9 protein-coding genes are annotated in these 12,307 nt (G+C 65.1%); 8 read left to right on the top strand and 1 reads right to left on the bottom strand.

From position 1 onward, the window contains the following. Positions 1-16 precede the first annotated feature (16 nt). From zwf to tal, 3 genes are all read left to right on the top strand, one after another. Complete coding sequence (zwf, locus tag EJB06_RS10550) at positions 17-1,483, top strand: glucose-6-phosphate dehydrogenase (protein WP_126073996.1); 1,467 nt, start codon at positions 17-19, stop codon at positions 1,481-1,483. 4 nt (positions 1,484-1,487) lie between these two features. After that, positions 1,488-2,342 (top strand): SIS domain-containing protein, encoded by an 855-nt coding sequence (locus EJB06_RS10545; RefSeq protein ID WP_126073995.1) that lies wholly within the window; start codon positions 1,488-1,490, stop codon positions 2,340-2,342. A gap of 181 nt (positions 2,343-2,523) precedes the next feature. After that, positions 2,524-3,456 (top strand): transaldolase, encoded by a 933-nt coding sequence (tal, locus tag EJB06_RS10540; RefSeq protein ID WP_126073994.1) that lies wholly within the window; start codon positions 2,524-2,526, stop codon positions 3,454-3,456. A 67-nt stretch (positions 3,457-3,523) separates the two neighbouring features. Here tal and EJB06_RS10535 read toward each other — a convergent pair whose 3' ends face one another. Beyond that, a complete protein-coding gene (locus tag EJB06_RS10535; protein WP_126073993.1) occupies positions 3,524-4,135 on the bottom strand; it encodes a TetR family transcriptional regulator in 612 nt (203 codons plus the stop codon). Between the two features lie 150 nt (positions 4,136-4,285). Here EJB06_RS10535 and EJB06_RS10530 point away from each other — a divergent pair, with 150 nt between their 5' ends. The 5 genes from EJB06_RS10530 to EJB06_RS10510 form a co-directional block, all read left to right on the top strand. After that, positions 4,286-5,569 (top strand): efflux RND transporter periplasmic adaptor subunit, encoded by a 1,284-nt coding sequence (locus tag EJB06_RS10530; RefSeq protein ID WP_126073992.1) that lies wholly within the window; start codon positions 4,286-4,288, stop codon positions 5,567-5,569. 21 nt (positions 5,570-5,590) lie between these two features. Then, complete coding sequence (locus EJB06_RS10525) at positions 5,591-8,752, top strand: efflux RND transporter permease subunit (RefSeq protein ID WP_126073991.1); 3,162 nt, start codon at positions 5,591-5,593, stop codon at positions 8,750-8,752. Continuing rightward, on the top strand, positions 8,745-10,145 hold the full coding sequence (locus tag EJB06_RS10520; RefSeq protein WP_126073990.1) for an efflux transporter outer membrane subunit: 1,401 nt from the start codon (positions 8,745-8,747) through the stop codon (positions 10,143-10,145). Before EJB06_RS10525 ends, EJB06_RS10520 begins: the two co-directional genes overlap by 8 nt. A 313-nt stretch (positions 10,146-10,458) precedes the next feature. Continuing rightward, a complete protein-coding gene (locus EJB06_RS10515) occupies positions 10,459-11,415 on the top strand; it encodes a M28 family peptidase (protein ID WP_126073989.1) in 957 nt (318 codons plus the stop codon). 158 nt (positions 11,416-11,573) lie between these two features. Further along, a partial coding sequence (locus tag EJB06_RS10510) for an MCP four helix bundle domain-containing protein (protein ID WP_126073988.1) occupies positions 11,574-12,307 on the top strand: 734 nt, incomplete at its 3' end.

Here is a 12,307-nt window from a genome sequence, read left to right as displayed (position 1 = left end):
CTGCGATCACATACTTATGGCTCTTACCGATTTTGACCTCGTTCTTTTTGGCGGCAGCGGCGATCTGTCGATGCGCAAGCTGCTCCCCGCGATGTACGCGCGCGATGTCGCCAACGACCTGCCCCAGACCGCGCGCATCATCTGCGTCGGCCGCAACGACATCTCGCAAGAGGAATTCCTGCAAACGGTCGAGAGCACCGCCAAACCGCACGTGAAAAAGCTGGTCGAGGAAGGCTGGGCCAAGTTCGTCAAGCGCATCGTCTACGTCTCGCTCAACGCCACCGACGCGGCCACCTACGGCGCCCTGGTCGACGCCCTGCGCACCGACGACAAGATCACCCGCGTGTATTACCTCGCCACCCCGCCGCACCTGTTCGCGCAGATCTGCGACAACCTCTCCAGCGCCGGCCTGGCTACCGCCAACTCGCGCGTGGTGCTCGAAAAGCCGCTCGGGCGCGACCTGGAATCGGCCAAGCAGATCAACGCCGAAGTCGGCAAGGTGTTCGCCGAATCGCAGATCTACCGGATCGACCACTACCTCGGCAAGGAGACCGTGCAGAACCTGCTGGCCCTGCGCTTCGGGAACATCCTGTTCGAGCCGCTGTGGCGCCGCGAATGGATCTCGGACGTGCAGATCACCATCGCCGAAAAAATCGGCGTGGGCAACCGCATGGGTTACTACGACACCTCCGGCGCCCTGCGCGACATGCTGCAGAACCACCTGCTGCAACTGCTGTGCATCGTCGCCATGGAACCGCCCACCTCGATCGCTCCCGACGCCGTGCGCGACGCCAAGCTGCAGGTGCTGCGCTCCCTCAAGCGATTCACCCCGACCACGCTGGCGCAGAACATCGTGCGCGGCCAGTACCGCGCCGGCCATGTGGACGGCAAGGCGGTGCCGAGCTACCGCGACGAACCGGACGCGCCGGAGCAGTCGCGCACCGAGACGTTCGTCGCCATCAAGGCCGAAATCGACACCTGGCGCTGGGCCGGCGTGCCCTTCTATCTGCGCACCGGCAAGCGCATGGCCGACGGCCTGGCCGAAATCGTGGTGCGCTTCAAGCAGATTCCGCACTCGATCTTCAACCAGCCGACCAGCAGCTTCCAGCCCAACAGCCTGGTGATCCGCCTGCAGCCGGACGAAGGCCTGTCGATGAACCTGATGGCCAAGACCCCGGGCGACAGCATGCGCCTGAAACAGGCCGAACTCGAACTCGATTTCCGCGAACAGTTCAAGACCCCGCGCATGGACGCCTACGAGCGATTGCTGCTGGACGTGCTGCGCGGCCAACTGACCCTGTTCATGCGCGGCGACGAGCTGGAAGCGGCGTGGGAATGGGTCGAACCGATTCTCGACCACTGGGACCAGGAAGACAGCGTGCCGATTCCGTACAGCGCCGGCACCTGGGGCCCTGCCGCGGCCAGCGCCCTGATCGGACGCGATGGCTTGCAGTGGCGCGAAGAAGCATTACCGGAAGACTGAGCCAGTGCTGCTCGATTCCATCCGCACCCAGCTCGACTCGCTCTCCAAATCGGAGAAGAAGGTCGCGCTGGCGGTGCTCGACCAGCCGTCGGCCACGGTCAGCCAGAACATCACCGCGCTGGCCAAGAGCGCGCAGGTGTCCGAGCCGACCGTGGTGCGCTTTTGCCGCACCCTCGGCTACGACGGCTGGCACGAATTCAAGCTCAAACTGGCCCAGGGCCTGGCCCTGGCCCTGCCCGGCGCCAACGAGCAGCCGACCCAGGACGACCTGGCGGCGGACCTGGTCAACAAGATCTGCAGCCGCTCGATCAACACCCTGCTCGACCTGCGCAACAACCTCAATCCCGAGGCGGTCCAGCGCGCGCTCGATATTCTGTCGCGCGCGAAAAAGATCGAGTTCTACGGCCAGGGCACGTCCGGCATCGTCGCCACCGACGCCCAGCACAAATTCTTCCGCTCCGGGGTGCCGACCGTGGCCTACGCCGATCCGGCCATCCACAGCATCGCCGCCTCGCTGCTGCACGCGGGCGACGCGGTGGTGGCCATTTCCCAGCGCGGCAACAACTCGGCGCTGGTGCGTTCGGCCAAGCTGGCGCGCCGCGGCGGCGCCGATGTGATCGTGCTGGCGCCCTCGGGCACCCCGCTGGCCGACATGGCCACGGTGCTGATCCCGATCGACCTGGTGTTCAATATCGACCCCTACACCCCGATTTCGGCGCGCCTGGCCTACCTGGTGGTGATCGACGTGCTGGCGGTGGGCCTGGCCCTGCAGCGCGGGCCGGAATTCAGGAAGAAGATGCAGAACGCCCAAAAAGCGTTGCAGGAATTCGACATGCAATTCGATTCCTTTATCGGATAGACGAGTCTGTACATGGGGGACCTCGAAAAACCGTCGCGAGCGGTGCAAGTTTCGTCCGAGAGGCGGAGCCGTACGAAGCTACGGTGAGCATCGCAGGGCGAAAATTGCTCCGCGCAGTAGGTTTTTCGAGGTCCCCATGGTTGTACAATAAGGTTTGATCTAATCACCCGCTAGCGCAACCATGAACCAACTCGAACAACTCAAGCAATTCACCAAGGTCGTTGCCGACACCGGCGATTTCCAGTCGATCAAACAGTACACGCCGCGCGACGCGACCACCAATCCGTCGCTGATCCTCAAGGCGGTGCAAAAGCCCGAATACAAGCCCCTGCTCGAAAAAGCCGTGCGCGACTTCCCCGACCTGTCCACCGGCGACGTGATCGACCGCGTGCTGGTCGACTTCGGCATGGAAATCCTCAAGATCATTCCGGGCCGCGTCTCCACCGAGATCGATGCGCGCCTGTCCTTCGATACCGAAGCCACCGTCGCCAAGGGCCGCGAACTGATCGCCCTGTACGAAGAAGCCGGCGCGGGGCGCGAGCGCGTCCTGATCAAGATCGCCTCGACCTGGGAAGGCATCCGCGCCGCCGAGATCCTGCAAAAGGAAGGCATCCGCTGCAATATGACGCTGCTGTTTTCGCTGGCCCAGGCGATCGCCTGCGCCGAAGCGGGCGCGCAGCTCATTTCGCCCTTCGTCGGCCGCATCTACGACTGGTTCAAGAAGACCAACGACCTTGAATACACCGGCGCCGAAGATCCGGGCGTGCAGTCGGTCAAGCGCATCTATAACTACTACCGCAAGTTCGGCTACACCACCGAAGTGATGGGCGCGAGCTTCCGCAATACCTCGCAGATCCTCGAACTGGCCGGCTGCGACCTGCTCACCATCAGCCCGGAACTGCTGCAAAAGCTCGCCGACAGCAACGAGCCGGTCGAGCGCAAGCTCAATCCGGGCGCGTCAGCGGTGTCGATCGAGAAGGTGGCCATCGACGAAAAGACCTTCCGCTTCATGATGAACGAAGATGCGATGGCGACCGAAAAGCTGGCCGAAGGCATCCGGGCATTCTGTGCCGATTCCGGCAAGCTGAAACAGATCATCACCGGGATGCGTTAAGCCGGCCACGTATTATCAGCCACTAGCCCGTCGTTCCCGCGCCTTCAGGCGCGGAACGACGACCGGTTCAGGCGCGGAGAGAATCAAGATGGGTATCGACGATTTCCGCACCGAGCTGCTGCAGATCGAAGTCCGGATTGGTCAGCCATCCCCGCACGATTCCCTCGATCAGGATGAACACCCCCAGCGCCACTGCGCGCGGATTGACCGTCTTCTTTAAGCGGCCATGCGCGATCCCTTCCTTCACGATCCGCTCGGCCTTTGCCACAAACTGTTCGCGCTGCTGCATGCGCCGCTCGCGCAGCACCTCCAGCTCGCCCACATACTCCAGCTTGAGGACGATAATCTCCAGCACCCGGCGCGCCCGCGCATCGTTGGCCAGCAGGTCGAACACGCTGAGCGCGTAGCTGCGCAAATGCCCCAGCGGGTCGTCGCCGGCGGCGGCATCGAGCGTCTTCATGGCCGCGTCGAGCGGCATGATGGCGCGCTCCTTCATGGCGTTGAACAGCGCCCCCTTGTCTTCGAAATGCCAGTAAATCGCACCGCGCGTCACGCCGGCGGCGCTCGCGATATGCTGCAAGCTGGTTCCCGACACACCGCGCTCGTTAAACAGCTGCTCGGCCGCGTCCATGATGCTGTCGCGCGTCGCCAGCGCGTCTTCCTTTGTCCTGCGGACCATGCAACCACTCCCTTTCCGGGCGCCTCGAACATTAAACATACAGTCGTGTTAGTATATTCCAAAATCAAGAAGCCCGCGATGAAGTTTGTAATTACACCCCTACGGCGGGTGTAGGGACAACTCGTCTCCTACTTAAAGGATGCACACGTAATGCGCCACACCCTCCTCCCTTCCCCGTCCGCGTCCCCGTCGCTGCGCCGGATCGCCGCCTGCACCCTCGCTGCGCTGGCCTTGTTATCGGCCTGCGGCGACAAGAAAGACGCTGCGCCCGGCGCCGGCGCCCAGCGCCCGCCGCCGGAAGTGGGTGTGGTCACTGCCAGATTCGAGCCGGTGGCGCTGCAAACCGAATTGCCGGGCCGGGTCGAACCGATCCGCGTGGCCCAGGTGCGCGCGCGCGTGAACGGCGTGGTGCTCAAGCGCCTGTTTACGGAGGGTAGCGAAGTCAAGGCCGGCCAGGAACTGTTCCAGATCGATCCGGCCTCGTACGCCGCCTCGCTCCTGAGCGCCCAGGCCACCCTCGGCAAGGCCCAGGCCAACCTGACCCAGGCCGCCGCCCAGGCCGCGCGCTACAAGCCGCTGGTGGAAGCGAACGCGGTCAGCAAGCAGGAATACATCAACGTCGTCGCCGCCCAGAAGCAGGGCGAGGCCGATGTCGCCGCCGCAAAGGCCGCGGTGCAGATCGCCCAGATCAACAACGGCTACACCCGGGTCACCGCGCCGATCGCCGGCCGCATCGGACGCGCCCTGGTCACCGAAGGTGCGCTGGTCAGCGCCACCGAAGCGACCCAGCTGGCCCTGATCCAGCAAACCAACAACGTCTACGTCAACTTCACGCAGTCGGCCACGGAACTGCAACGCCTGCGCAAATCGGCCAGCCTGAAGCTGCGCAACGCCGAATCGCTGCCGGTATCGATCGTGCTCGAAGACGGCTCCGAACTGCCGAACAAGGGCAAGCTGCTGTTTTCCGACGTGAGCGTCGACCCGACCTCGGGCCAGGTCACCCTGCGCGCCGAAGTGCCGAACCAGGATGGCATGCTGCTGCCGGGCCAGTACGTGCGGGTGCGCCTGTCGCAGGCCGAACTGCCGGCCGGGATGCTGATTCCCCAGCAAGCCGTCACGCGCGGCAGCCAGGGCGACACCGTCATCATCGTCGGCCCGGACGGCAAGCCGGGCCCGCGTCCGGTCAAGGTGGCCACGCAGCAGAACGGCAAATGGATCGTCCTGGAAGGCATCAAGGAGGGCGAACAGGTGGTGGTCGACGGCTTCCAGAAAATGCAGGCGCCAGGCATGACGGTCAAGCCGGTGCCATGGACCCCGACTGCCGCTCCCGGCGCCGGCGCGCCTGCCGCCGCTGGCGCCGCCCCTGCCGCTCCTGCCGCCAGCGCCGCCGCCGCAGCTCCTGCCGCCAGCGCCGCGCCGGCCGGCGGACGTTAAACATACAATCAGGACTACTTCATGGCTCGTTTCTTCATTGACCGCCCCATTTTTGCGTGGGTGATCGCATTATTCATCATGGTTGTCGGCGCGGTGGCGATCACCCAGCTGCCGATCGCCCAGTACCCGACCGTCGCCCCGCCGGCGATCGTGGTCACCACCGCCTACCCGGGCGCCTCGGCCCAGACGCTGGAGGACAGCGTCATCAGCGTGATCGAACGCGAGATGAACGGTTCGCCCGGCCTGATCTACATGGAATCGAACAGCCAGGCCAACGGCACCGGCACCATCACGCTCAGCTTCGAGACCGGCACCAACGCCGACCTGGCCCAGGTCGACGTGCAGAACCGCCTCGGCCGCGCCACCCCGCGCCTGCCGCAGGCCGTGGTGCAGCAGGGCGTGCGCGTCGATAAGGCGCGTTCGAACTTCCTGCTGTTTACCATCCTCTCGTCGGACGACCCGAAATGGGACCCGATCGCGCTCGGCGACTACGCCTCGCGCACCGTGCTGCCCGAAATCCAGCGTATCCGCGGCGTCGGCCAGGCCCAGTTGTTCGGTACCGAAAAAGCCATGCGCATCTGGATCGATCCGGCCAAGCTGGTCGGCTTCAACCTGTCGCCGGCCGACGTGAACAACGCCATCCGCACCCAGAACGCGCAAGTCGCCTCGGGCACCATCGGCGACCTGCCGAACATCGGCGGCCAGGCCATTACCGCCACCGTGGTCGTCACCGGCCAGCTGGCCAACGTCGAACAGTTCGGCAATATCGTCCTGCGCGCCAATCCGGACGGCTCCACCGTGCGCCTGAAAGAAGTGGCCCGCATCGAAATCGGCGGCCAGAGCTACTCGACGTCCGCGCGCCTGAACGGCAAGCCCTCGACCGGTATCGGCATCCAGCTGGCCCCGAGCGGCAATGCGCTGGAAACGGCCAAGCTGGTACGCGCGCGCATGAACGAACTGTCCAAGTACTTCCCGCCCGGGATGAAATACGCGGTGCCGTTCGACAGCTCGGCATTCGTCGAAATCTCGATCAAGCAGGTGCTGGAAACCCTGCTCGAAGCGGTGGTCCTGGTGTTCCTGGTGATGTACCTGTTCCTGCAAAACTTCCGCTACACCCTGATTCCCACCATCGTGGTGCCGGTGGCGCTGCTTGGATCGCTGGCCTGCCTGCTGGCGATGGGCTTTTCGATCAACGTACTGACCATGTTCGGCATGGTGCTGGTGATCGGTATCGTGGTCGATGACGCCATCGTGGTGGTCGAAAACGTGGAACGCATCATGAGCGAAGAAGGCCTGCCGCCGCTGGAAGCGACGCGCAAGGCGATGGGCCAGATTTCGGGCGCCATCATCGGCGTGACCGTGGTGCTGGTATCGGTATTCGTTCCGCTGGCCTTTTTCGCCGGCGCGGTCGGTAACATCTACCGCCAGTTCTCGGCGGTGATGGTCACCTCGATCATCTTCTCGGCCTTCATGGCGCTGTCGCTCACGCCGGCCATGTGCGCCCACTTCCTGAAACCGGTGGAAGCGGGCCACCATCATGCCAAGACCGGCTTCTTCGGCTGGTTCAACCGCGGCTTCACGCGCACCGCCAAGCGCTACGAAGGCTGGGTCGCCACCACCTTGCGCCACACCGGCCGCTCGATGATCGTGTTCGTGGCGCTGGTCGCCGTGGTGGGCCTGCTGTTCGTGCGCCTGCCGAACTCCTTCCTGCCGAACGAAGACCAGGGCTACATCATCGCCAACTTCCAGCTGCCGCCTGGCGCCACGCTGGAACGCACCGGCAAGGCACTGCGCGAGGCTGAAGACTTCATCCTCAAACAGCCGGAAGTGGCCAGCATGGTCGGCGTGCAGGGCTTCAGCTTCTCGGGTTCGGGCCAGAACATGGCGCTCGGCTTCATCACGCTCAAGAACTGGAAAGAGCGCGGCGGCGAAGGCCACAGCGCCAGCGACGTGGCGGGCCGCATCTCGGGCCGCATGAGCCGCGTGCGCGACGCCTTCATCTTCGCCATCAGCCCGCCGCCGATCCCTGAACTGGGCAGCAGCACCGGCTTCTCGTTCCGCCTGCAGGACCGTGGCGGCATGGGACGCGAAGCGCTGCTGGCGGCGCGCGGCCAGGTGCTCGGCGCGGCCAGCAAGAGCCCGATTCTCGCGGGCGTGCGTCCGGAAGGCCTGGAAGACGCGCCGCAGGTGCAGCTCGAGATCGACCGCGACAAGGCGAATGCGCAGGGTGTCAGTTTCGACGCCATCAACACCGCGATTTCGACCTCGCTCGGTTCGTCCTACGTCAACGACTTCCCGAACGCCGGCCGCCTGCAGCGCGTGGTGGTGCAAGCCGACGCCAAGGACCGCATGCAGCCGGAAGACCTGCTGAAACTGAACGCCGTCAACAACAAGGGCCAGCAAGTGCCGCTGTCCTCGTTCGCCACGACGCGCTGGGTGACCGGCCCGATGCAGACGGTGCGCTACAACGGCTATCCGACCATGCGTATCGCCGGCGACGCCGCCCCCGGCCGCAGCACCGGTGACGCGCTGGCCGAAATGGAGCGCATCGCCTCCGAACTGCCGCCGGGCTTCGGCTTCGAATGGACCGGCCAGTCGCGCGAAGAACAGCTCTCCGGTTCGACCGTCTTCATCCTGCTCGGCTTCGCCCTGCTGGCCGTGTTCCTGGCCCTGGCCGCGCTGTACGAAAGCTGGTCGATTCCGGTCTCGGTGCTGCTGGTGGTGCCGCTCGGCGTGCTCGGCGCGCTGCTGGCGGCGGGCAGCCGCGGCTTTCCGAACGATGTGTACTTCAAGGTCGGGCTGATTACCATCATCGGCCTGGGCGCGAAGAATGCGGTGCTGATTATCGAATTCGCCAAGGACCTGCAGGCGCAGGGCAAGGGCGTGGTGGAAGCGGCCATCGAGGCGTGCCACCTGCGCTTCCGCCCGATTCTGATGACCTCCTTCGCCTTCATCCTCGGCGTGATGCCGCTGGTGATCGCCAGCGGCGCAGGGTCGGCCAGCCAGCGCGCCATCGGCACCGGCGTGGCCGGCGGCATGATCACCGCGACCGCACTGGGTGTCTTCTTCATCCCTGTGTTCTTCGTGGTGGTGCGCAAACTATTCAAGGGCAGCGAGCGCCAGCGCAGGAAATACGCGCACGAAGACGGCGCTGCACCGATCGCAGAGGTAAAACATGACTAAGATGATGACCCGACTCACTCCCCTCGCGCTGGCGCTGGTGCTAGCCGGCTGCGCGTCGATGGCGCCGAAGTACGAGCGTCCGGCCGCGCCGGTGGCCCCGGCCTTCCCGGCGCCCGCCTTCGCGCAGCCGCCGGCGGCCGGCAGCGAAGCCGCATCGAGCATCGCCTGGCAGCGCTTCTTCGCCGATGCGCGCCTCAAGCAGCTGATCGAACTGGCGCTGGCCAACAACCGCGACCTGCGCGTGGCGATCCTGAACATCGAACAGGCGCGCGCGCAGTACCAGATCCGCCGCGCCGACCGCCTGCCCTCGCTCAACCTGGCGCTCAGCGGCAATCGCTCGCCGGGGCCGGACGACAGCATCACCAGCGTCTACCAGGCCGGGATCGGCGTCAGTTCGTTCGAACTCGACCTGTTCGGCCGCGTGCGCAGCCTGAGCGACGCCGGCCTGGCGCAATTCCTGGCCAGCGAAGAGGCGCGCAAGGGCACGCATATCAGCCTGGTGGCCTCGGTCGCGAATGCGTATCTGAGCCTGCTGGCCGATGAAGAACTGCTGGGACTGACGCAAAAGACGCTGTCGGCGCGCGAGGAATCGCTCAAGCTGATCCAGCTCAAGTACGACAACGGCGTGGTGTCCAAGCTCGACCTGCAGCAGGGACTGTCGCTGGTCGACAGCGCGCGCGTGGTGCTGGCGCAGCAGCAGCGCCAGCGCGCGCAGGACCTCAATCTGCTCACGCTGCTGGTCGGCCAGCCGCTGCCGGCCGGTCCGGACACCAGCACCACGCTGGCGGCGATGTCGCTGAGCGAACTGCCGGCCGGCCTGCCGTCGGACCTGCTGGCGGTACGGCCCGACATCCTCGCGGCCGAGCAGCAGCTGATCGCGGCCAACGCCAACATCGGTGCGGCGCGCGCGGCCTTTTTCCCGCGCATCACGCTGACCGGCAATGCCGGCAGCGCCAGCAACGAGTTGAGCGGCTTGTTCAAGAGCGGCTCGTACGGCTGGACGTTTGCGCCGCAGATGGTGCTGCCGATCTTCGACTACGGCCGCAACAGCGCCAACCTGGGCAGCGCCAAGGCCGGGCGCGACATCGCCGTGGCGCAGTACGAGAAATCGGTGCAGACGGCGTTCCGCGAAGTATCGGATGCGCTGGCGGGGCAGGCCACGTTCGGCGAGCAATTGCGGGCGCAGCGTGCGGTGGCGGAAGCCGAGGCCGAGCGCTTCAAGCTGTCCGACCTGCGCTACCGCAGCGGCGCGGCCAGCTACCTCGATCTGCTCGACGCCCAGCGCTCGCTGTTTTCCGCAGAGCAGGCGGCGGTGCAAGCCAATCTGCAGCGGCTGCAGAACCAGGTCACCCTGTACCGCGTGCTCGGCGGCGGCTGGACCGCGCCGCAATAATCCCTCGCCCTCCTGCATCCAGCTGGGCCCGTGTCCACTTCGGTGCCAGGTCTGACATTCGGACACTGTCCACTTCGGTGCCAGGTCTGACATTCGGACACGGTCCCGGCTGTAAGCAAGCGCCGGGCTCGTGTCCCCGCCGGTGCCAGGTCTGACATTCGGACACGGGCTCAACTTTGCTACCGTCGGGCTCGTGTCTGAATGTCAGACCTGGCACCGGGGTGGACACGGCCTCAACTTTGCTACCGCCGGGCTCGTGTCTGAATGTCAGACCTGGCACCGGGGTGGACACGGACACGACTATAAGGCTTCCATGCGCATTCGTATCAGCACGCTGTTCAACGCTACCGTCATCGCGGCCGCTTTCATGGGCTCGGCCAGTGCCGCGCCGGAAGCGGACTTGCCGACGCGCCTGGCTACGCATGTCCGCGCGATCGCCACAAGCGAACACAACACCGGCACCCCGGCCGAGCTCGAAAAAGCCGCCTTGTACCTCGAAGCTACCCTCGCCGCCCTCGGCTACAAGGTGCAGCGCGACGAGTACGTTTTCGGCGGCCACAAGGTGCGCAACCTGGAGGTGTCGATCGCCAATGTCCAAGCCGGCAGGCAGCCGGAACGCATCTACATCGTCGGCGCGCACTACGATTCCGCACCCGGCACCCCAGGCGCCAACGATAACGGCAGCGGCAGCGCCGCCCTGCTGGAACTGGCCCGCATGCTCAAGGCCGTGGTCCCTGCCCCCGGCAACGAACTCAGATTTGTCCTGTACGTCAACGAGGAACCGCCCTACTTCAACGGGCCCGGCATGGGCAGCCGCCGCCACGCGCGCGCACTCAAGGCACGCGGGCTGAACGTCGAGGCCGCGCTGATCCTGGAAACCATCGGCTACTACGCCAGCGCCAAAAACAGCCAGCGCTATCCGCCCGGCATCTCCGCGTTCTACCCGAACCAGGGCAATTTCATCGCCGTGGTCGGTACCCTGGGTTCGATAGGACTGGTGCGCAAGACCGTGTCGGCCTTCCGCGAGGTGTCGGCCTTCCCCATCCAGGGACTGGCCGCGCCGTCGTTCGTCAAAGGCGTCACCTGGTCCGATCACAGGTCCTACAACCTGGAGGGCTACGACGCGGTGATGATCACCGATACCGCCCCCATGCGCTACCCCCACTACCACACCAGCGCCGATACACCCGACAAGCTCGACTACGCCAGCATGGCCGAGGTAAGCAAGGCCCTCGCCACGGTCATCCGGCAACTGATCCAGGCGCAGTAATCGCGCATCCTCGCCCCGGGCAAGGTGGCGTTGTTACCATCTAACAACAATCCACCCCATGTAAATTGATTATTTGCCAGATATCAACGAACCGGCGCCTTATTCAGGGTGGATAATCGAAGTTCCGCCTCGCCCCCATCACTCGGAAGGAAAACGTCATGTTCTCTGATATCCGCATCGGTTCCCGCCTCGCCATCAGCTTTGCCATCGTGCTGCTACTGTCCCTCGTATCGACCGCCTACGCCATCATGGCGGCGCGCGAGAACGCTCTGGCCACCGAGCGCATGATGGCCGAGCCGCTGGCCAAGGAACGCCTGATGTCCGACTGGTATGGCAATACGTACGCGGCAATCGCCCGCACCGCGCTGATCGCGCGCAGTAACGACAATACCCTGTCAAGCACCTTCGCGGCGCCCATCTCCGACAGCGTCAAGCGCACCACGGAATTGATCAAGAAGCTCGAACCGCTGCTCGTGAGCGCCGATGAAGTAGCGACCATGAAGTCGATCACGGCGCAGCGCGCCACCTATCAGGCAGCCAAGGACAAGGTGATGAACGCCAAAAAGGCCGGCAATGCCGACGAGGCGGTGAAGCTGTTCAACGATAGCTTCATGCCGGCCGCCGACGCTTACCAGAACACCCTGCAGTCGATGCTGACCATGCAGCGTAAAGCGATCGACGATATCGCCATCGTCATCGACCGCGCCAACACACGCACCATCACCTTGCTGCTGGTGCTCGGCACGCTGGCCGTGCTGACCGGCGCCGTGTGCGCCCTCCTGATCACGCGCTCGATCACCGTGCCCCTGAAAGCGGCAGTGGCGGTGGCCGGCACAGTCGCCAGCGGCGACCTGACGACCGAATTCGGCCCCGCCTCGCGCGACGAGATCGG

The sequence above is a fragment of the Massilia atriviolacea genome, assembly GCF_003953935.1.
GTDB classification, from domain to species: Bacteria; Pseudomonadota; Gammaproteobacteria; order Burkholderiales; family Burkholderiaceae_D; genus Telluria_A; species Telluria_A atriviolacea.
This window is presented reverse-complemented; position numbering and strand designations above follow the sequence as displayed.

Bases quoted from the DNA above. Each gene is read 5' to 3' on its own strand.
- tal (WP_126073994.1), top strand. From the start codon at position 2,524: ATGAACCAACTCGAACAACTCAAGCAATTCACCAAGGTCGTTGCCGAC.
- zwf (WP_126073996.1), top strand. From the start codon at position 17: ATGGCTCTTACCGATTTTGACCTCGTTCTTTTTGGCGGCAGCGGCGAT.
- EJB06_RS10525 (WP_126073991.1), top strand. From the start codon at position 5,591: ATGGCTCGTTTCTTCATTGACCGCCCCATTTTTGCGTGGGTGATCGCA.
- EJB06_RS10515 (WP_126073989.1), top strand. From the start codon at position 10,459: ATGCGCATTCGTATCAGCACGCTGTTCAACGCTACCGTCATCGCGGCC.
- EJB06_RS10520 (WP_126073990.1), top strand. From the start codon at position 8,745: ATGACTAAGATGATGACCCGACTCACTCCCCTCGCGCTGGCGCTGGTG.
- EJB06_RS10530 (WP_126073992.1), top strand. From the start codon at position 4,286: ATGCGCCACACCCTCCTCCCTTCCCCGTCCGCGTCCCCGTCGCTGCGC.
- EJB06_RS10535 (WP_126073993.1), bottom strand. From the start codon at position 4,135: ATGGTCCGCAGGACAAAGGAAGACGCGCTGGCGACGCGCGACAGCATC.